Here is a 20,965-nt window from a genome sequence, read left to right as displayed (position 1 = left end):
CCCCCGGTTTATGGGCCGTAGGTGACCCCGCGTTGCCTGGCCTAACCGGAGGCCGGGACGGACAGCGTCGCCATGATGGCGGCGTGGTCCGTTCCCGGCACCCGGTGCACCGCATAGTCCGCGCTGCCAACCGACGGACTGGTCACGAGGTGGTCGATCGTGATGCCGGGCAGCAGCAGGTCCTCCATGGGCCAGGTCGGGACCAGCCGTGAGCCCTGGATCATTCCCACGTCCACCAGCTTCCGGTCCCCGTCCTGCAGGAGCCGGCGGAACTCGGCATGGTCATAGCTGGCGTTGAAGTCACCGGCCAGCACCACATTCCCGGACCGGTTTACCTGCCGGCCGAGTGCCGCGAGGTCATTGCGCCACTTCGGCAGGCCAACGCCCACGGGAGCGCGGGCGTGGACATTCGTCAGTTCCACGACCGCCCGCTGCCCACGGGATGCCGCGGTGACGCGGATTATCGGCATCTGAAAATGCGAGTCCGGTACTAACCCGGTCGCCGCCAGCTGGTGGACGGAGTAGACAGCGTTCCCGGAGGCGCCGCCCGCGGGGGCGCTGATCCTGTTCGGAAGCAGGTCGGCCAGACCGGCGGCGCCCAGCCGGTCCTCGAGCGGCCGGGTGTATTCCTGGATCGTCAGCAGCGTGATGCCGTGCTCGCGCACCAGCCTCACGATTTCCGCCGCGTCCGCCTTGCCAAGCTTGGCGTTGAGGCTCATGGTCCTCAGCTCCACCGTGCCCTCCGCGGAATCCTGGGCAGCCCGGGCGTCGTCCAGCGGGACGAGCCAGAAGAGCTGCACGGCCACGAGGCCGGCCGCGGCGCCCGCCATCCACCGCCGGCGGCCCAGCACCGCGAACAGCAGCGAGGCGGTGGCAGGCAGCACCAGCCACGGGGTGAAGGACACCAGCTGGACCACGGTGATGGGCCAGTCCCGCGGCACGGCACGGAAGACGGACACCACCACCACCGGCGCCGCCGCCAGCCCCGCCAGGAACCGCCAGCGGGCCGTAGCCCGGCCGGCCGGCGTTCGGGGGGCGGCGCGGCCCCGGGCCCGGAACATCATGGGATTCAGTGTAGGCATTGCAGGCCCGCCGCAGTTGTTAGACTTCTCGTAGCAGCTTTGACCCGGCCATCACCGGTGAGCTTCCGGAAGAACGCCCCGACGCCGCGTCTGTGTGCGCCAGGGCTGGTAGAACCGGACGGGTAAGCCCGTTACAGCAGTCAATGAGCGGCCGACGCCGGGGCTCTCCTTTTACAGGGGTCCCGCGACGGTAAGTGAGGTGGTACCGCGGTGCCGGTGTTGTCGAAAGGCAGCCCGGGAGCCGTCCTCGCATCCTGAATGAATCCATTTGTTCACTAGCTCAACCCAGGATGTCGAGATGACTTATTACCCGAAGGCCTCCGCCGCACCCTCCGGCGCAGGTGCCACCAGCTCTGCTTCCAACACCTCAGGTGTGTCGGCTTCCGTGAAGTTCCCGGAGGTCGAGGAACGCATCCTCAAGTACTGGGATGAGGACGGCACCTTCCAGGCCAGCATCGACCAGCGCGACGCCGACCTTCCCGGCGGCGCACCTGGCAGCAACGAATTCGTCTTCTACGACGGTCCCCCTTTCGCCAACGGCCTGCCGCACTACGGCCACCTGCTCACCGGCTACGCCAAGGACCTCGTGGGCCGCTACCAGACCCAGCGCGGCCGCCGGGTCGAGCGCCGCTTCGGCTGGGACACCCACGGGCTGCCCGCCGAACTGGAGGCGATGAAGCAGCTGGGCATGACGGACAAGACTCAGATCGAGGCCATGGGCATCGACAAGTTCAACGACGCCTGCCGCGCGTCCGTGATGAAGTACGCCGACGAGTGGAAGAGCTACGTCACCCGCCAGGCCCGCTGGGTGGACTTCGAGAACGACTACAAGACGCTCAACGTCGAGTACATGGAATCGGTGCTCTGGGCTTTCAAGCAGCTGCACGAAAAGGGCCTGACGTACAACGGCTACCGCGTGCTGCCGTACTGCTGGAAGGACGAGACGCCGCTGTCCAACCATGAACTGCGCATGGACGACGACGTCTACAAGAACCGCCAGGACCAGACCGTGACGGTCACCTTCCCGATCACGGCGGGGGAGTCGGAACTGTCCCGCCAGCTCGCCGGTGTGCAGGCGCTCGCCTGGACCACCACGCCCTGGACCCTGCCCACCAACCTGGCGCTCGCCGTCGGGCCCGCCATCAGCTACGTCGTCCTGCCGGCCGGTCCGAACGGCGTCAAGGCTGCCGCAGCCGAAGCCCCCGTCACCGACAGCTTCCTGCTCGCCGCGGACCTGCTGGGCGCCTACGCCAAGGACCTCGGCTACGGCGACGGCGCCGAGGGCGCCGCGGCTGCCGAGGCCGCTGTCACCTCCCGCCACACCGGAGCCGAACTCGCAGGGCTGACATACGAGCCGCTCTGGGACTACTTCCACGACGCCGAAAAGTACGGCACCGAGAACGCCTGGCGCTTCCTCGTCGCGGACTACGTCACCACGACCGACGGCACCGGCATCGTCCACCAGGCCCCCGCCTACGGTGAAGACGACCAGAAGGTCTGTGAAGAGGCCGGCATCCCCGTGGTCCTGTCCGTGGACGAGGGCGCGAATTTCCTGCCGCTCTTCGGCCACGGCGACCTCGCCGAAATCGCCGGGCTGCAGGTGTTCGAGGCCAACAAACCGATCACCCAGGTGCTCCGCGCCCAGGGCCGCCTGGTCCGCCAGGCCAGCTACGAGCACAGCTACCCGCACTGCTGGCGCTGCCGGAACCCGCTGATCTACCGCGCGGTCTCCTCCTGGTACGTCGAGGTCACCAAGTTCAAGGACCGCATGTCCGAACTGAACCAGGAGATCAACTGGATCCCCGGCAATGTCAAGGACGGCCAGTTCGGCAAGTGGCTCGCCAACGCCCGTGACTGGTCCATCAGCCGCAACCGCTACTGGGGCAGCCCCATCCCGGTGTGGCAGTCCAGCGACCCGGACTACCCGCGCACCGACGTCTACGGCTCGCTCGCCGAGATCGAGGCCGACTTCGGCCGCCTGCCGCTGAACAAGGACGGCCAGGTGGACCTGCACCGTCCGTTCATCGACGAGCTCACCCGCCCGAACCCGGATGACCCGCGCACCCCGGAGGAAGGCCAGTCCGTGATGCGCCGCGTCGAGGACGTCCTGGACGTCTGGTTCGACTCCGGCTCCATGCCCTACGGACAGGTCCACTACCCGTTCCAGAACGAGGAATGGTTCGACACGCACAACCCGGCGGACTTCATCGTCGAGTACATCGGCCAGACCCGCGGCTGGTTCTACATGCTGCACATCCTTTCCACCGCGCTCTTCGACCGGCCGGCCTTCCGCAACGTCATCAGCCACGGCATCGTCCTGGGCTCCGACGGGCAGAAGATGTCCAAGAGCCTGCGCAACTACCCGGACGTCTCCGAGGTCCTGGACCGCGACGGTTCGGACGCGATGCGCTGGTTCCTGATGTCCAGCCCGATCCTGCGCGGCGGCAACCTCGTGGTCACCGAGCAGGGCATCCGCGACGGCGTCCGCCAGGTCATCCTGCCGCTGTGGAACGTGTACAGCTTCTTCACCCTCTACACGAACGCGGCCGGCGGAGCCGGTGGAACAGAGTCAGGGTATGACGCGAAGCTGCGCTACGACGGCTACGCCGACACCCTGGACCAGTACCTGATGGCCAACACCGGTGACCTGGTCCGGAACATGACCACGCAGCTGGACGGTTATGACATCTCCGGCGCCTGCGACGAACTGCGCAGCTACCTGGACATGCTCACCAACTGGTACGTCCGCCGCAGCCGCCAGCGTTTCTTCGACGAGGACGTTGACGCCTTCGACGCGCTCTACACCGCGCTGGAGACAGTCTGCCGGGTCTCGGCCTCGCTGCTGCCGCTGATCTCCGAGGAGATCTGGCGCGGGCTCACCGGCGGGCGCTCCGTGCACCTGGCCGACTGGCCGGACGCGGAGCTGTTCCCGGCCAACCCGGGACTCGTTGAAGCGATGGACCGGGTCCAGCAGATCTGCTCCACCGGATCCTCGCTGCGCAAGGCCGCCAACCTGCGGGTGCGCCTGCCGCTGCAGGAGCTCACCGTCGTCGCACCCGGCGCGGGCGCGCTGGAAGGCTTCGCCGCCGTCGTCGCCGACGAACTCAACCTGCGCTCCGTCCGGCTGCTCGACGCCGACAGCGCCTCCCCGGAGGAGTTCGGGATCGAGCAGAAGCTCGTGCTCAACGCCCGCGCCGCGGGTCCGCGCCTGGGCAAGAACGTCCAGCAGGCCATCAAGGGCTCCAAGTCCGGCGACTGGTCCATCCAGACAATCGACGGTGTCGAGGGTGTTGTTGTTGCCGGCGGGCTCGCGCTTGAGCCGCAGGAATACACCCTGGAAACCGTCGTGGCCGAAGCCGCGGAAGGCGAAGGGTCACGGGCGGCCGCAGTGCTGCCCGGCGGCGGCTTTGTGGTCCTCAACACCGAGGTCACTGCCGAACTCGAAGCCGAAGGCGCGGCCCGCGACATGGTCCGTGCCATCCAGCAGGCCCGCAAGGATGCCGGGCTGAACGTCAGCGACCGGATCCACACCACCGTGACCGCGCAGCAGGACGTCGTCGATGCCCTGCTGGCCAACGCGGAGCTCGTCAAGACCGAAACCCTGACGGTCCGGCTGGACGCCGTCCCGGCCGACGTCAAGGAACCGCAGGTCAGTGTTGCCAGGACCGCGGCAGAAAAAGTAGAGGCCTAAACCATGACCGACGAATTCTCCGTGGAAAGCGTCTACGCCGAGCTGCTCGGCCGGGCGCCCGAAAACAAGATGGAGCCGCGGCTTGCCCCGCTGCACCGGGCGATGGACATCCTGGGGGAGCCGAACAAGGCGTTCCCGATCATCCACGTCACCGGCACCAACGGCAAAACCTCCACCGCCCGGATGATCGAGGCGGGGCTGCGTGCCCACGGACTGAGCACGGGACGCTACACCAGCCCGCACCTGTCCAAGGTCACCGAGCGGATCAGTATCGACGGCGAACCGGTGTCGGATGAGACCTTCGTCCGGATCTGGGACGAGATCCGCCCGTACCTGGCCATTGTGGACGGCGAACTCGAGGCCGAGGGCCAGCCCCGGCTGACCTACTTCGAATGCCTCACGATCCTGGGCTTCGCGGTCTTCGCCGACCAGCCGGTCAACGTTGCCGTCATCGAGGTGGGCCTGGGCGGAATCACCGATGCGACCAACGTCGGTGACGGGCAGGTCTTCGTGGTCACCCCGATCTCGCTGGACCATACGGAGCTCCTCGGTGACACCACGGAGGACATCGCGCACGAAAAGGCCGGCATCATCAAACCCGGCGGTTTCCTGGTCAGCGCCGCGCAGCCCCGGGACGCGGCACAGGTCCTGCTGGAAAAGGCCAAGGAAACGAACGTTCCGTTCCGCTTCGAAGGTGTCGAGTTCGGCGTCGAATCCCGCACCGTCGCCGTCGGCGGACAGATGGTCACCATCCAGGGGATCGCGGGCCGCTACGAGGATCTGCTCGTGCCGCTGCACGGCGCACACCAGGCGGAGAACGCCGCCGTCGCGATCGCTGCGCTGGAGGCCTTCTTCGGCGCCGAAAAGCCGCTCGACGCCGGACTCGTGCAGGAAGCCTTCGCCTCCGTCACCTCACCCGGACGCCTCGAAGTGGTGCGCACCGCGCCGACCATCATCGTGGACGCCGCGCATAACCCCGAAGGCATCCGGGTCTCCGCCGAGACCATCCATGAGGCCTTCAGCTTCACCAAGCTCGTGGTGGTGGTCGGTGTCCTGCGTGAAAAGGACGCCGAGGAAATCCTCCGCCAGCTCAAGGAATCCCTCGGCGACCTGGCCGCCGAGTACTGCTTCACCCAGTCCAACTCGCCGCGTGCCGTCCCTGCCGAGGACCTCGCGGAACTTGCCCTCGAGCTGGGGTTCGGCGAGGACAACATCCACGTCGCGGAGAAGCTCGACGACGCCCTCGAATGGGCGGTGGAACGCGCCGAAGCCAACGATGACCTCGCCGGCGGCGTCCTCGTCACCGGATCCATCACGCTCGTCGCGGAAGCCCGGATCCTGCTCGGAAAGGCGGACGCCTAGACCATGGCGAAACTCACCAAGGCCCAGCGCGAATGGCGCCCGGGCATGCCCAAAAAACGCCGCTCCACCAAGGTCATGTTCGCCTCAACGGTGCTGCTGCTTGAAGCCTTCGTGGTGCTCTTCGGCACCCTCACCGTCTTCGGGCTGCGGCGGGACGAGTTCGCGCCGGTCCTGATCTTCTCCGTCGGGATCGCGCTGTGCCTCGTGTACGTTTTCACCTGCGCTGTCCTTTCCAAACCGTGGGGGGTGGCGCTGGGCTGGATCCTGCAGATCGTGCTGATCCTGACCGGCATCCTGGAACCGGCGATGTTCCTGGTCGGCGGCCTCTTCGCGGTGGCCTGGTGGTACGGGATCCGCACCGGCATCAGGATTGACCGCGAGGCCGCCCAGCGGGAACGCGACCAGGCTGCCTGGGACGCAGCCCACCCCGAAGACCAGAGCAACTAGACTAATTTCCAAACCCGCCCCAACACCTAGGAGCAGCTGTGAGCATTGAGCGCACCCTCGTCCTGATCAAGCCCGACGGCGTCACCCGCAACCTGACCGGCAGCATCATCGCCCGCATCGAAGCCAAGGGCTACACCCTGGCCGAACTCAAGAAGGTCGAAGCGAGCCGCGCACTGCTGGAGCAGCACTACGAGGAACACGTGGGCAAGCCGTTCTACGAGCCGCTCCTCGAATTCATGCTCAGCGGACCTGTTGTCGCCGCGATCTTCGAGGGCCACCGCGTCGTCGAGGGCTTCCGCTCGCTCGCCGGCGCCACGGATCCGACGGTTGCGGCCCCCGGCACCATCCGCGGGGACTTCGGCCGCGACTGGGGCGTGAAGGTTCAGCAGAACCTGGTCCACGGCTCCGACTCCCTGGACTCCGCGGAGCGCGAGATCAAGATCTGGTTCCAGGACTAACTTTCCCGGACCCGCCCTCCCCGCCGCGGTGACACTTAGCCGAGGTGACAGTTAAGGCCCATGTTCGCGACGAACATGGGCCTTAACTGTCACCTCGGCGGGGAGGTTAATCCGCAGGGCTGAACGGGGCAGCAAGCGGGAGGAGGTGCTTAGTAGCCGGACGTCCCGATGAAGACCTGGATGAAGGCGAAGAAGATGGTGGACACGACCGCGACGTAGAGCAGCGCGGTGATGATCCAGCCGGAGTCGCCCAGGATCCTGGTGGGGCCCTCGGCCAGCCGGATCACGCCGTGGCTCACGTTGCGGACGGTGACCCAGACGAACAGCGGAATCATCGCAGCCCAGACGACCATGCAGAACGGGCACAGGATGTGGATGGAGTACAGCGCCTGCGACCAGAGCCACACCACGAAGGCGAAGCCCAGGGTCACGCCGGCCTGCAGCCCCAGCCAGTACCAGCGGGCAAAGGTGGCCCCCGCGAGCAGGCCCATGGCCGTGGTGATGATGACCGCGAACGCGACGATGCCCATCAGCATGTTGGGGAAGCCGAACACCGAACCCTGCCAGGTCTGCATGACCTGTCCGCAGGAGATCCAGGGGTTCACATCGCACACGGTCACGTGACTGGGATCCTTGAGGACCTCCAGCTTTTCCAGCACCAGTGCGCCGGAGGCGAGCCAGCCGACGATGCCGGTAATCAGCAGGAGCCACGCGAACGGGCGGCCGCGGGTCATCGGAGGCAACGGCCGTTCCGCAGCGGAGGTGCTGGAGCTTCGCTGCTGCGCGGTTGCCTCGCCGGTGGCACTGGAGATGCTGGGCATGGAATGAATGTCCTTCGGGTCGGGTGCAACTGGTCCGATTGTATCGCCGGAGACTGAATGAAGTCCGGGATGCGTCGTGCCGTCCCCAGTACTTCGGCACACGACGCGGGCCGGATGAGTGGCTACGCCTGCTTTGACGGGTCCTGTGAGACAATGATCATGGCTGGAACCCGATCCACATCCGGGCTCCGGTCCGGCGACTTTGTTCCAAAGACCGCCAATGATGAGCAGGGAGCTTCGGATCCTCTGATCCGGGCTGTCCCGCAATGCCATTGGACGGCACCTGGTTGTGGCGTGTAGATCAACGGGTTTCAGAACAATTCCGCCGGCCCTCCAGGGCTGCCGCACCCCACTGCCGGTGCGAACCTGAGGGTATCCAATTGACTTCTGTCACTGCCTGCGGGTGCTGACAAATATTTGCCCCAACGGGTGCCGGATGTGGCGGCACGTCAGGGGCAGGAGTGTTGCCACATATGGATAATGACCAGGTTGTAACGGGTAACGAACACGCGCTTGTCACCGCAGCAGCAGCAGTAACTGTTGACGCGGCGGAAACAGCGGCAGCAGCCACGCCGCCGAAGCGGCCGGTCCGGACCCGCCGCAAGGCCCTTCCCAAGGCCGAGACCGCAGCTGACACAGCAGCCCCCGCCGACGGCGCCGAAGCTGCGGCCGCAGAAGCTCCGGCCGCCGAAGCCAAGGCCAAGGCACCCGTCCGCCGCTCCCGCGCCCGCAAGGTTGCAGAACCGGCCGAACCCCTTCCGGCCTTCGCTGACGAAGCAGCCTCGGCTGCCCTCGCCGAAGCGCCGGCAGCCGAGGCCGCTGAGGCGCCGGTCGAGAAGCCCGTCCGACGCCGCGCCAGCCGCGCCAAGGCCGCTGCGCCCGCCGTGGAAGCCCCCGCCGCCGAGACCCCCGCAGCGGATGAAACTGCACAGGCTGCGCAGACGCCCGCCGCCGCGCCGCAGGCCCCCGCCGCCGCGGACACAGCAGCCCCCCCAGCACCCGTTACGGCGACGCCCGAAGAAGCACCCTCCGCCGCCTCCTCGCTCTTCCTTGAGCCGGGATTCGTCACCTCGATGATCTTCCAGGCCCCCGACCTGACCTCCGCCGCGCGCCCTGCCACGGCCCCTGCGGCGGCGGCAGAAGCCGAAGAAGCCGAGGAAGATGAAGGCGAGGAGGTCGACGGCGAAGATGCCGGCAGCCGCCGCCGTCGTCGCAGTCGCGGCCGCCGCGGACGCAGCAGCCGCGGATCCGAGAATGAGACCGGCGCCGGGGACGACTCCGAAGGCGCCGGAGACGGGGAAGAAGAGGGCTCCGAGGAGCCGCTTGAAGACGGCGTGACCTCGCGCCGCCGCCGCCGCCGCCGCCGCGGTGACCAGGACCTGGAACTGACCGGCGGGGAAGACGACGATCCGCCCAACACGGTTACCCGCGTCCGCGCACCCCGTGCGGCCACCGAGGCGCCGGTCAACAACCGCGTCACGTCCCTCAAAGGCTCCACCCGGCTTGAGGCGAAGAAGCAGCGCCGCCGTGAATCCCGCGATACCGGTCGCCGCCGCACCGTCATCACCGAGGCCGAGTTCCTGGCCCGGCGCGAATCGGTTGACCGCCAGATGATCGTCCGCCAGCGCGACGACAGAATCCAGATCGGCGTCCTCGAGGACGGCGTGCTGGCCGAGCACTTCGTCTCGAAGACCCAGCAGGATTCCCTGATCGGCAACGTGTACCTGGGCAAGGTCCAGAACGTGCTGCCGTCGATGGAAGCGGCCTTCGTGGACATCGGACGCGGCCGCAACGCCGTGCTCTACGCCGGCGAAGTCAATTGGGAGTCCGTCAACCTCGAAGGCAAGCAGCGCCGGATCGAGAACGCGCTGAAGTCCGGCGACTCGGTACTGGTCCAGGTCACCAAGGACCCGGTCGGCCACAAGGGCGCACGCCTCACGAGCCAGATCTCCCTGCCCGGCCGCTACCTCGTCTACGTTCCCGGCGGTTCCATGACCGGAATCTCCCGCAAGCTGCCCGACGTCGAACGCAACCGGCTCAAGCGGATCCTCAAGGACCGGCTGCCGGAAGATGCCGGCGTCATTGTCCGCACCGCGGCCGAGGGCGCGTCCGAGGAAGAGCTCACGCACGACATCAACCGCCTCCGCGCCCAGTGGGAAGGCATCGAGGGCCAGTCGACCTCCACCAAGATCCTCGCCCCCGAGCTGCTCTACGGCGAACCCGATCTGACCATCAAGGTAGTCCGTGACGTCTTCAACGAGGACTTCTCCAAGCTGATCGTCTCCGGCGAGGAAGCCTGGGACACCATCGAGGCCTACGTCACCTACGTGGCGCCCGACCTCGTGGGCCGGCTCGAGAAGTGGACCAAGGACACAGACATCTTCGCGGCCTGGCGCATCGACGAGCAGATCCACAAGGCGCTGGACCGCAAGGTCTTCCTGCCCTCCGGCGGCTCCCTCGTGATCGACCGCACCGAGGCCATGACCGTGGTGGACGTCAACACCGGCAAGTTCACCGGCAGCGGCGGCAACCTTGAGGAAACCGTCACCAAGAACAACCTCGAAGCTGCCGAGGAAGTCGTCCGGCAGCTGCGGCTCCGCGATATCGGCGGCATCATCGTCATCGACTTCATCGACATGGTGCTTGAATCGAACCGCGACCTCGTGCTGCGCCGAATGGTCGAGTGCCTGGGCCGGGACCGCACCAAACACCAGGTGGCGGAGGTGACCTCCCTGGGCCTCGTGCAGATGACGCGCAAGCGGATGGGCACCGGGCTGCTGGAAGTCTTCGGCGAACAGTGCGAAACCTGCGCCGGCCGCGGCATCGTCACCCACGACGAGCCGGTCGAGCACCGCCGCGCCAACGTTGTTGCCGCCGAGCACCACGTCCCGCGCACGGAACACCAGCAGCCGGCCGCGCGGACCGAACGCAAGAGCCGGCGCCGCGGCAGGGGCGGCCAGGGGCAGGAGGACCAGTACGTCCCGGCAGCAGTCCATCCCGAGCCGACCGAGGCCGAACGCCACGCCAAGGCCGAGGCAACCCGGGCAGCGCTGGCGAACATCGCCGCGGCGGCCCACGCCGCGCACCTGCATGACGGGGAGGCAGCCACCGCTGCCGACGCCGAGACCCGCCAGGCCGCTGTCGATGCGGTCGTCGAGCTGGCCGCCACAGAGGAAGCAGCGGGACGGCCCGCCGCCGTGCTGACGTTCGGCGGTGAGCAGGTCGCCCTGCCGTTCGTGGAGCACGCCGACAAGGCCAATGCGCCCGCGCTGACCCTGGACCTGCTGACAGAGGCCTTCGCCCACCTGGGTGAGGCCGAGGCAGCCCAGGCGCCGGCGGCAAAGTCAGCCGCGGCGACGGCCCCGGCCGCCCGGTCCGCGGCGGCAGCTCCGGCGCGCACCGGCGGAACCGGCCCGGGACGCACCCAGGCGCCGGGTTCCCAGACCGAGGCGGAAGCCGAGGCCGGAACCTCACGTGCCCGTCGCGGCCGCCGCAACCGGAGCGCCAGCCGCGCCCAGGGTGCAGCCAACGAGACCTCCGTGGAACAGCGGCAGGAAACTCCGCACGCCGCAGCGGTCTCGGTGCACGAGGCGAAGGTACCGGCAGCAACAACGCCGGCCGCCAAGCCTGCTGCGAGCGAGCCGATCATCCTTGGCGTCGGAGTTCCGGCCTCGGAGCTCTAACCGAAACAGTTCAGCAAGGCCGCGGGTGCGGTCCGGACGGCGTAGCAATACGCCAGGTTCGGGCCGTGCCCGCGGTTTCGTTAACGGATGAGGCTAGGCTGGATCACTGACACGGGGTGCCGCGCATCGAGCCGGCTGAGATCCAGACCCGTTGAACCTGTCCGGTTAGCACCGGCGAAGGGATGTCTCTCTTGACCACCGCCTCATCATTTCTTCCGTCTGACCCTGCCCCCTTGGCGCCCCGGATCCCGCGCGTGCTGGCGATCGCCGGCTCCGATCCCTCCGGCGGCGCCGGGATCCAGGCCGACCTCAAGAGCATTGCCGCCCACGGCGGCTATGGCATGGCGGCCATCACGGCCCTGACCGCGCAGAACACCCGCGGCGTCAGCGCCGTCCATGTCCCGCCCGCGGCCTTCCTGACCGCCCAGCTCGACGCCGTCAGCCAGGACATCAGCATCGACGCCGTCAAGATCGGGATGCTGGGGGATGCCTCCGTGATCGACGCCGTGCGCAGCTGGCTGGCGAAGACCCGCCCCGGCGTCGTGGTCCTGGATCCCGTGATGGTGGCGACCAGCGGCGACCGGCTGCTGCAGGAGTCCGCAGAGGCTGCCCTGCACGCCCTGCTGCCGTATGCGGACCTGATCACCCCCAACCTCGCCGAGCTCGCCATCCTGCTTCGGGAACCCGCCGCCGAGGACTGGTCCGGGGCGCTGGAACAGGGCAAACGGCTCGCCGCGCAGACCGGAACCACGGTCCTGGTGAAGGGCGGACACCTTGAGCGCGGCGGATGCCCCGACGCGCTGGTCAACACCGGCGGACTCCTCGCCCAGGACGTCGTGGTGGTGCCGGGGGAGCGGGTATCCACCCGCAACAGCCACGGGACAGGATGTTCGCTGTCCTCGGCCATGGCTACCGTGCAAGCCAGAACCATTGGACACGCCGGGGCGGGGGACTGGGAGGCTGCGCTCCGCGAGGTCAAACCCTGGCTGCAGGGGGCACTGCGCAGCTCGGACAAGCTTGACGTCGGAACCGGCAACGGTCCGGTCCACCACTTCCATCATGTCCAGCAGCAGACCGAGGACCACGGCCGGACCCGGCGGATACCGGCCGCCGGTGAATTCGCCGCCGCCCTCCGGGCCTCCGCAACCGCCGACCTCGAGTCGATCTACGGACTGGACTTCATCAAGGCCCTTGCCGACGGGTCGCTGCCGGAGCACGAATTCGCCTACTATCTCGCCCAGGACGCCCTGTACCTCAACGGCTATTCCCGGGTCCTGGCCCGTGCCGCCGCCATCGCACCCACCGAGGCTGAGCAGCTCTTCTGGGCCCGCTCCGCCCAGCACTGCCTCGAAGTGGAATCCGATCTGCACCGGACCTGGCTGAGCGGCCGCACGGCACACGTGACGCCCGGGCCGGTCACCAAGTCCTACGTGGACCATCTGCTGGCCGCGTCGGTGTCCGGCAGCTACGCGGTGCTGCTCGCCGCGGTGCTGCCGTGCTTCTGGCTCTACGCCGAGGTCGGGGAAACCCTGCACGGGCAGTTCCTCGCCGCGGGCGCCCCGGCCGAGAATCGCTACGCGGTGTGGCTGCGCACCTATGCCGATGAGGACTTCGCGGCCGCCACCCGGCAGGCCGTCGCCTACACAGACGCTGCGGCGCGGGCGGCGTCGGAGAGCGAACGGGACGCGATGGCCCTGGCCTTCCGGCAGTCTGCCCGCTACGAGGTCGATTTCTTCGACGCGCCGCGCCGGCACGCCTGACGTGGGGAGCCGGGGGAGCCTGTACGATGGTTGGGCACGGTTCCGGAAGTCGTTGCGGCAAGGCTCTGTCCATACAGAGTGGCGCCTATCACGTACCTCCCTTCGGAACCAGCCTCATTTGCGGCCGAAGGCAAAATTAGCGTAGTCTAGATCTTCGGTGCTTACGCCAACACTTGGGTTATGACCTTGAGGACGCTCCACTTGATTTCGAGTGCGAATGTCCACGGGATAGCTCATGGGTTCCCCCGGGGAATCCACCGGCGTAGAGGCACAGCGTGAGCCGGACCAGAAAACTTTGGACCCAGGTTCCGCACGCAAATCTAGTAATAAACGTCGAGAGAAGTGAGTTCCCCAGTGGTGTACGCGATTGTCCGCGCAGGCGGCCGCCAAGAGAAGGTTTCCGTTGGAGACTTCGTTACCCTGAACCGCGTCCCCGGTGGAGCCGGCAGCACCTTTGAGCTGCCCGCACTGCTCCTGGTAGACGGTGACAAGGTTACGTCCGCTGCCGCGGACCTGGCCAAGGTAACGGTTACGGCTGAGATCCTCGAAGACCTTCGTGGTCCGAAGATCGTCATCCAGAAGTTCAAGAACAAGACCGGCTACAAGAAGCGCCAGGGTCACCGTCAGGAATTGACCAAGGTCAAGATCACCGGTATCAAGTAACTAACCGTTACTGTTCAGGTTTTCCGCAGATTCCCCAGAATTTTTAAGGCAGGCATTTTCAAATGGCACATAAAAAAGGCGCGAGTTCCACTCGCAACGGTCGTGACTCCAACGCCCAGTACCTCGGCGTCAAGCGCTTCGGCGGCCAGGTAGTTTCCGCAGGCGAGATCATCGTCCGCCAGCGTGGCACCCACTTCCACCCGGGCGCCGGCGTTGGCCGCGGCGGGGACGACACCCTGTTCGCACTGGCCCCCGGCGCAGTCGAGTTCGGCACCCGCCGCGGTCGTCGCGTTGTGAACATTGTGGCTGCTGCAGCTGCAGAGTAACAACAAGTCTTAAAACGGTGGGGCGGGCCATTAGGTCCGCTCCACCGGTGTTTTAACCGCATTACAATCATCTTGGGACTCTTTGGAGGCCCGGGGAACAGCACTGAGGAGATCCACGTGGCGAGCTTTGTAGACCGGGTAGTACTGCACGTATCCGGCGGTACCGGCGGCCACGGCTGTGTCTCCGTTCACCGCGAGAAGTTCAAGCCCCTCGGCGGCCCCGACGGCGGCAACGGCGGCAACGGCGGCGACGTCATCCTGCGGGTCGATCCCCAGACCACCACCCTGCTCGACTACCACCACGCCCCGCACCGCCACGCCACCAACGGCGGCCCCGGCATGGGCGACTGGCGCGCCGGAAAGCACGGCGAAACCCTGATCCTCCCGGTTCCCGAGGGCACCGTGGTCAAGTCCAAGGACGGACGTGTCCTCGCGGACCTCGTCGGCGAAGGCACCGAATACATCGCCGCCGCCGGCGGCATCGGCGGGCTGGGCAACGCCTCGCTTTCCTCGCAGAAGCGCCGCGCCCCCGGCTTCGCGCTGCTCGGCATCGAAGGCGAAGCCGCTGACGTCGTCCTGGAACTGAAGTCCATCGCCGACATCGCCCTCGTCGGCTTCCCCTCCGCCGGCAAGTCCAGCCTGATCGCCGCGATGTCCGCCGCGCGGCCCAAGATCGCCGACTACCCTTTCACCACCCTGATCCCGAACCTCGGCGTGGTCCAGGCCGGCGAGGTGCGCTTCACCATCGCCGACGTCCCGGGCCTGATTGAAGGCGCCAGCGAAGGCAAGGGCCTCGGCCACCACTTCCTGCGCCACGTCGAGCGCTGCGCCGCCCTGGTGCACGTCCTCGACTGCGGCACGCTCGAGTCGGACCGCGATCCGCTCTCCGACCTCGCCGTCATCGAGGCCGAGCTGGAAAAGTACGCCGTGGACATGAGCTTTGCGGGCTCCGACGGTGAAGTCGTTCCGCTGAACCACCGTCCGCGCCTGATCGCCCTGAACAAGGTCGACCTCCCGGACGGCAAGGACATGGCCGAATTCGTCCGCCCGGAACTTGAATCCCGCGGCTACAAGGTCTTCGAAATCTCGGCCACCAGCCACGAGGGCCTCCGCCAGCTTGGTTTCGCCATGGCAGAGATCGTCCAGGCCGCCCGCGACGCCGTCGCCGCTGCTCCGCCGAAGGTCCACGCACCGGTGCTCAAGCCTCGCGCCGTCAACGAATCCGGCTTCAAGATCCGCCGCGAGGAGAAGAACCTGGAGCCGCTGTTCCGCGTCCTGGGCGACAAGCCCGTGCGCTGGGTCAAGCAGACCGACTTCACCAACGAGGAGGCCATCGGCTACCTCGCCGACCGCCTGGCCAAGCTCGGCGTCGAAAACGAACTCTTCAAGCAGGGCGCCAAGCCGGGCGACATGGTCGTCATCGGCGAGGACGACGGCGTCGTCTTCGACTGGGAGCCGACCATGATGGCCGGCGCCGAACTGCTGGCCGCTCCGCGCGGCACCGACGTGCGCTTCGCCGACATCGGCGACCGCCCCACCCGTGGACAGAAGCGCGACGAGCAGGTCGAACGCCGCGAGGCCAAGGCCGCGGCCCGCGCCGAGCTCGAAGCCGAGCGCAAGGCCGGAATCTGGACCGAATCCGTCAGCGGACGCCGCCCCAAGCCGCTCACGGAGAGCGGACTCAGCGAAGAAAATGAGGAGTGAACCCGCAGACGTGAGTGTTAATTCCGCAGTAGTCATCGAGGGACCCAGCGACGACAGGAGCGTGCTCACCAGAGCGCGTCGCATCGTGGTCAAGGTCGGCTCGTCGTCGCTCACCAGCATCAAGGGCGGCATTTCCGAAGAAGCGCTCATCGCACTGTCGGACGCCCTGGCGGTCAAAAGCAACGCGGGCATGGAAATCATCCTGGTGTCCTCCGGGGCCATCGCAGCCGGCCTGGCACCGTTGGGACTGGCCAAGCGGCCCCGGGACCTGGCCACCCAGCAGGCAGCCGCCAGCGTGGGTCAGGGCCTTTTGATGGCGCGCTACACGCAGGCCTTCGGCGCCCACGGCGTGACTGTCAGCCAGGTGCTGCTGACCGCAGATGACCTCATGCGGCGCAGCCACCACATGAACGCCTTCCGCGCCCTGAATCGGCTCCTTAACCTGGGCGTAGTGCCGGTGGTCAACGAAAACGACACCGTCGCCACGCACAAGATCCGTTTCGGCGACAATGACCGGCTGTCGGCCCTGGTGGCCCACCTGGTCCGCGCCGATGCCCTGGTGCTGTTGTCCGACGTAGATTCGCTCTACGACGGACCTCCGGCGAAGGGCGCCAAACGGATTCCCCGCGTCGACGGCCCGCAGGACCTCGAGGGTGTGACCATCGGCGATCCCGGCAAGGCCGGTGTTGGAACGGGAGGCATGCAGACAAAGGTGGAGGCGGCCATCATGGCGGCCGATTCCGGGATCCCTGCGATGGTCACGTCGACGGCGAATGTGGCCGCGGCCCTGGCCGGCGAAGACGTTGGAACCTGGTTCACCGTGAACGGGGCACGCAAGCCGGTGCGGATGATGTGGCTCGCCCACCTCGCGCACGTGCAGGGCCGGCTGATCCTCGACGACGGCGCGGTGACTGCCGTGAGTAAAAACCACACCTCGCTGCTCCCAGCCGGGATCTCGGCGGTTGAAGGCAATTTCGAAGCAGGGGACGCCGTGGAAATGGTCGCTGCCGACGGCACCGTCATTGCGCGCGGGCTGGTCAACTATTCCGCAGATGAGCTGCCGCAGATGCTGGGCCGCTCCACGGTGGAACTCGGGGAGTCGCTGGGCCGGGGATTTGACCGTGAGGTTGTCCACGTTGACGACCTGGTTCTGGTTTAGCCGGCACGCCCGCCTAGACTTGAAGGATGACTGAGGCACTGATTCCCCAAGCCGCTGAGAATACCATCGATGCCACAGAGGTATCCCCGATGCCCGGGCAAGTGAAGACGCAACCTTCACCGGCCGAGGTCGAGGAAGCCGTGCACGCCATCGCCGACCGCTCACGCCAGGCCGCCCGCCGGATGGGGCGCGCCAACCGGGCCTGGAAAGACCGCGGCCTCCGTGCCATTGCCGCCGCCCTGCTGGAGCGCAAGGCCCAGATCCTCGCCGCCAACACCACGGACGTCGCCGCAGGGAAAGCAAACGGCACATCCGCTGCCATGCTGGACCGGCTCACCCTCACCGACGCGCGCATCCAGGGCCTCGCCGACGCGCTGGAGAACCTCGCCAACCTGCCGGACCCGGTCGGGAACGTGGTGCGCGGCCAGACCCTCCCCAACGGGCTGCGGCTGCGCCAGATCAACGTGCCCCTGGGTGTCGTCGCCGCCATCTACGAGGCGCGACCCAACGTCACCGTGGACATTGCCGGGCTGGGGCTGAAGAGCGGCAACGCCGTCATCCTGCGCGGCGGGACCGCCGCGGCCGCCACGAACTCCGCCCTCGTCACCGTGCTCCGCGAGGCCCTCGACTCGGTGGGCCTGCCCGCCGACGCCGTGCAGAGCGTCGACCAGTTCGGCCGCGAAGGGGCCAACGCCCTGATGCGCGCCCGCGGACGGGTCGACGTCCTGATTCCCCGCGGCGGCCGGGATTTGATCCAGTCCGTCGTGGCCAACGCCAAGGTTCCCGTGATCGAGACCGGCGAGGGCAACGTGCACATCTTCCTGGACGCCTCCGCGAACGAGGAAATGGCGGTGGAGATCCTGCTGAACGCCAAGACCCAGCGGCCGAGTGTCTGCAATACCGTCGAAACCCTGCTGGTCCACTCCGCTTCAACAGTGCTGCCGGCCGTGGCCGCAGCCCTGCGCGCTGCCGGTGTCACCCTGCACACCGACGAACGGATCCGCGCCGCGCTTCCGGACACGGTCGAAACCGTCCCCGCCACCGATGAGGACTGGGCCACCGAATACATGGACCTGGACCTCGCCGTGGCCATGGTGGACAGCCTCGACGAGGCAGTCAAGCACATCCGCACCTGGACCACCGGCCACACCGAAGCGATCCTGACCAATGACCTGGCCAACGCAGAGCGCTTCATCGCGGAGATCGATTCCGCCGCCGTAATCGTGAACGCTTCCACGCGCTTCACCGACGGCGGCGAGCTCGGCCTGGGCGCCGAGGTGGGCATCTCCACCCAGAAGCTGCACGCCCGCGGCCCGATGGGATTGACCGAACTGACCACCACCAAGTGGATCGTCCAGGGCGAGGGCCAGATCAGGGTCTAGTAACGCTGTAACATGGAACAGAAGTCCGGAACGGCGGGGATACCCGCCGTCCTCAAATCTTGAACTCACTAGGGGAGAACATGCTGTCGCAGCAGATCGCCACAATCGTCGCCGCCGCCGGCGGATCAGGCCATGAGGAGCTCGCGCCGCTCATTGCGCCGCCCCTCGCCATTGGCGCCATTATGTTCGCGCTGCTGATGGTCATGCTGTTCATCACGCTGTCCTACTCCAACCTGGGCAAGCGCCACGAGGCCGTCGAGGAGCACGTGGACCCGCACCGCCAGCACCCGAACAAGCACGACCACGGCCAAGGGCACTAATATTTCGGCCACCGTGAAGCAGCGCGGCGCCAAGCGCCGCCTGCGTCTGGGTGTGATGGGTGGCACGTTCGATCCCATCCACCACGGCCACCTTGTCGCGGCCAGCGAGGTCGCGGCCAAGTTCGACTTGGACGAAGTAGTCTTCGTGCCCACGGGCCAGCCCTGGCAGAAGATGAGCAAAAAGGTCAGCGAGGCCGAGCACCGGTACCTCATGACCGTCATCGCCACCGCCTCAAACCCCCGCTTCACCGTCAGCCGGGTCGACGTGGACCGGCCCGGGCCCACGTACACGATCGATACCCTCCGGGACCTGCACACGCTGCGTCCCGATGCGGACCTGTTCTTCATTACCGGAGCTGACGCCCTGGCGCAGATCCTGTCCTGGAAGGACATCGACGAGCTGTGGTCCCTCGCGCACTTCGTCGGCGTCACCCGCCCCGGGCATGTCCTGGACGGGATGGGCCGCAAGGACGTAAGCCTGCTCGAGGTCCCCGCCATGGCGATCTCCTCGACGGACTGCCGCACCAGGGTCGCGGCGGGGAACCCCGTCTGGTACCTCGTCCCCGACGGCGTCGTCCAGTACATCGCCAAGTACGGGCTGTACGGCGGCGACCCGGACCCGGGGGACACTTCCGCCGGCAATGGCGCCGCACGCTATGACCGCAGCACCGAGTTAGCCCAACCCGCCAGCACCGAATGAGTTTGCCATGAGTCAGCAACAGCCACCAATCCGCAGCCGCCGCGAACTGCGCCAGGCCAGAGATGAACGCCTGGAAGCGAACCAGGAGCCCGGCACCACCGGCCCCGGCGCGGTTCGTGCTGCCTCGAATGGCCCTGCGCCGGCTGCCGACTCGCCTGCTGCCGGTGCGCAGCGTCCTGCCAGCCCCCGGGCCCCCGGCGTTGCTGCCCCCGGCGTTGTCGACCCCGGCGAGCCCACTGAGGCGGAAAGCACCGGCCGCCGTCGGAATCCGGGCCCCGTGGACTCCATCCGCACCACTGCCGGCCCGGAGCGGTCCTCGCAGGTCCGCGCACGCGACCGCGCCACCCTGCGCACGATCAAGGAACTTGCCGAGAAGGAGGGCAACCTCGCCGGCGGGGGACCGCCCACCCGGCGCCAGCTCCGGCTGCTGCAGCTGGCAGCCGAAACAGCCCCGGCAACCGCGGCCAACCTGATCGTCCCCGCCTCGCCGCGGACCCGGGCCACCCCGGTCGTTCCCCGGCCCAACAAGGCCCCCGCTGTCCAGCCCGGTGCTCTGCCTGCACCCGCTGCCAAAAAGCCGGCGCAGAAGACCGACGACGGCGGCTCCGCCGGCACGGGCCGTCAGGGCCCCGAGGGAATGACCGTGGAACAGGCCCTGGCCGCCCGGGAACTCTTGGCCGAGCAGGCCAAAAACCAGCTCGCCAAAATGGGACACATCAACGCGACCGATCCCGACGCCGTCGACCCTGACGTGCTGGCGGAGCAGATTGCCCTGGCCGAGCGGGCCGCGGTGCTGAACCGCCGGGCCGCCGCGAAACTGAAGCTGGCCGAGCAGAACAGCACGCCGGAACCAGCGCGGAATGATCCGACCACGGCCAACAACCTGGCCATGGTCACACCCCTGGAGTTCGTCCAGGTTCCCGGCGTGGAGCGGCCCGTCCTGAAGCGCCCTGCCACGTCCCACGTTCCGGTCGTCACCCACCCGGGTCCCCGGGTTGAGTCGCCCCGGAAGTCCGGCACCCGCCGTCCGTCGTCGTCCCGCCAGCGGGGTTCGGGCTCCACCATCGGCCGCGCCGGAGTGCTGGCTCGCGCGGAGGCCGCCGCCCTGGCCGCCTCCGCCCACGAAGCAGCGGCCCTCGAGGCAGCGGCTCCTGGGGCAACAGCCCGGCCTGCAGCGGCCAACCCCGCCGCGGCCCGGTCCGAAGACGACTTCTCCCGCAGGACGCCAGTCGCAGCGAATGCCGCTTACGGCCTCGAACCCCTGGACGCTGCCACCGCCGGCCTCGGCAGGGCACGCAGTCTGCGCCGGATCCAGCTGGCAGTGCTGGCCATGGGCCTGATCGCGCTGATCGCCGGCATCACGCTGATCATCACCGGTCTGTCCGGCTAGGCAGCTTCGCTCTGGCC

Annotated in this window: 16 protein-coding genes and 1 riboswitch; of the genes, 14 read left to right on the top strand and 2 right to left on the bottom strand. The window is 67.7% G+C overall.

Going from position 1 to position 20,965, the window contains the following annotated elements; translation table 11 throughout:
- Window positions 1-41: 41 nt before the first annotated feature.
- On the bottom strand, window positions 42-1,082 hold the full coding sequence (locus ASPU41_RS17710; protein ID WP_157357043.1) for an endonuclease/exonuclease/phosphatase family protein: 1,041 nt from the start codon (window positions 1,080-1,082) through the stop codon (window positions 42-44).
- Between the two features lie 298 nt (window positions 1,083-1,380).
- On the opposite strand from ASPU41_RS17710, the gene ileS reads away from it, so the two are divergent.
- Genes ileS through ndk form a run of 4 tightly spaced genes read left to right on the top strand, consistent with a single transcriptional unit; the run spans window position 1,381 to window position 7,040 of the window.
- Entirely contained in the window at window positions 1,381-4,773 is a 3,393-nt protein-coding gene (gene ileS / locus ASPU41_RS17705; RefSeq protein ID WP_069952026.1) for an isoleucine--tRNA ligase, read from the top strand.
- A 3-nt stretch (window positions 4,774-4,776) separates the two neighbouring features.
- Complete coding sequence (locus ASPU41_RS17700; RefSeq protein WP_069952025.1) at window positions 4,777-6,135, top strand: bifunctional folylpolyglutamate synthase/dihydrofolate synthase; 1,359 nt, start codon at window positions 4,777-4,779, stop codon at window positions 6,133-6,135.
- A gap of 3 nt (window positions 6,136-6,138) precedes the next feature.
- Window positions 6,139-6,582, top strand: a complete 444-nt coding sequence (locus ASPU41_RS17695; RefSeq protein ID WP_069952024.1) for a DUF4233 domain-containing protein — start codon at window positions 6,139-6,141, stop codon at window positions 6,580-6,582.
- A 38-nt stretch (window positions 6,583-6,620) separates the two neighbouring features.
- Window positions 6,621-7,040, top strand: a complete 420-nt coding sequence (ndk, locus tag ASPU41_RS17690) for a nucleoside-diphosphate kinase (RefSeq protein WP_069952023.1) — start codon at window positions 6,621-6,623, stop codon at window positions 7,038-7,040.
- A gap of 149 nt (window positions 7,041-7,189) precedes the next feature.
- Here the strand turns inward: ndk and ASPU41_RS17685 are convergent, their stop codons facing one another.
- Entirely contained in the window at window positions 7,190-7,861 is a 672-nt protein-coding gene (locus ASPU41_RS17685; protein WP_069952022.1) for a vitamin K epoxide reductase family protein, read from the bottom strand.
- Between the two features lie 473 nt (window positions 7,862-8,334).
- Between ASPU41_RS17685 and ASPU41_RS17680 the strand changes: the two genes are divergently transcribed.
- The 10 genes from ASPU41_RS17680 to ASPU41_RS17635 all read left to right on the top strand — a co-directional run bounded on the left by ASPU41_RS17680 (window position 8,335) and on the right by ASPU41_RS17635 (window position 20,948).
- Window positions 8,335-11,544 carry an Rne/Rng family ribonuclease gene (locus ASPU41_RS17680; RefSeq protein ID WP_069952021.1) on the top strand — a complete coding sequence of 1,070 codons (3,210 nt, stop codon included), beginning with the start codon at window positions 8,335-8,337 and terminating at the stop codon, window positions 11,542-11,544.
- Window positions 11,545-11,646: 102 nt separating this feature from the next.
- A riboswitch (TPP riboswitch) is annotated at window positions 11,647-11,744 on the top strand.
- A complete protein-coding gene (locus ASPU41_RS17675) occupies window positions 11,727-13,304 on the top strand; it encodes a bifunctional hydroxymethylpyrimidine kinase/phosphomethylpyrimidine kinase (RefSeq protein WP_157357042.1) in 1,578 nt (525 codons plus the stop codon). It overlaps the preceding riboswitch by 18 nt.
- Before the next feature lie 354 nt (window positions 13,305-13,658).
- Window positions 13,659-13,967 carry a 50S ribosomal protein L21 gene (rplU, locus tag ASPU41_RS17670; protein ID WP_018773353.1) on the top strand — a complete coding sequence of 103 codons (309 nt, stop codon included), beginning with the start codon at window positions 13,659-13,661 and terminating at the stop codon, window positions 13,965-13,967.
- A 62-nt stretch (window positions 13,968-14,029) separates the two neighbouring features.
- Entirely contained in the window at window positions 14,030-14,293 is a 264-nt protein-coding gene (rpmA, locus tag ASPU41_RS17665; protein WP_069952019.1) for a 50S ribosomal protein L27, read from the top strand.
- Between the two features lie 117 nt (window positions 14,294-14,410).
- Entirely contained in the window at window positions 14,411-15,997 is a 1,587-nt protein-coding gene (obgE, locus tag ASPU41_RS17660; protein ID WP_069952018.1) for a GTPase ObgE, read from the top strand.
- Window positions 15,987-17,156: a glutamate 5-kinase gene (proB, locus tag ASPU41_RS17655; RefSeq protein ID WP_069952017.1), complete on the top strand. Its 1,170-nt coding sequence runs from the start codon at window positions 15,987-15,989 to the stop codon at window positions 17,154-17,156. Before obgE ends, proB begins: the two co-directional genes overlap by 11 nt.
- Before the next feature lie 26 nt (window positions 17,157-17,182).
- A complete protein-coding gene (locus tag ASPU41_RS17650; protein ID WP_069952016.1) occupies window positions 17,183-18,538 on the top strand; it encodes a glutamate-5-semialdehyde dehydrogenase in 1,356 nt (451 codons plus the stop codon).
- Between the two features lie 80 nt (window positions 18,539-18,618).
- On the top strand, window positions 18,619-18,858 hold the full coding sequence (locus tag ASPU41_RS17645) for a hypothetical protein (protein ID WP_069952015.1): 240 nt from the start codon (window positions 18,619-18,621) through the stop codon (window positions 18,856-18,858).
- A gap of 55 nt (window positions 18,859-18,913) precedes the next feature.
- On the top strand, window positions 18,914-19,558 hold the full coding sequence (nadD, locus tag ASPU41_RS17640) for a nicotinate-nucleotide adenylyltransferase (RefSeq protein ID WP_069952789.1): 645 nt from the start codon (window positions 18,914-18,916) through the stop codon (window positions 19,556-19,558).
- 7 nt (window positions 19,559-19,565) lie between these two features.
- The gene (locus tag ASPU41_RS17635; RefSeq protein ID WP_069952014.1) at window positions 19,566-20,948 is read left to right on the top strand and encodes a hypothetical protein; all 1,383 of its coding nucleotides are present in this window, start codon (window positions 19,566-19,568) and stop codon (window positions 20,946-20,948) included.
- Window positions 20,949-20,965: the final 17 nt, after the last annotated feature.

The sequence above is a fragment of the Arthrobacter sp. U41 genome (genome assembly GCF_001750145.1).
GTDB lineage: Bacteria > Actinomycetota > Actinomycetes > Actinomycetales > Micrococcaceae > Arthrobacter.
This window is presented reverse-complemented; position numbering and strand designations above follow the sequence as displayed.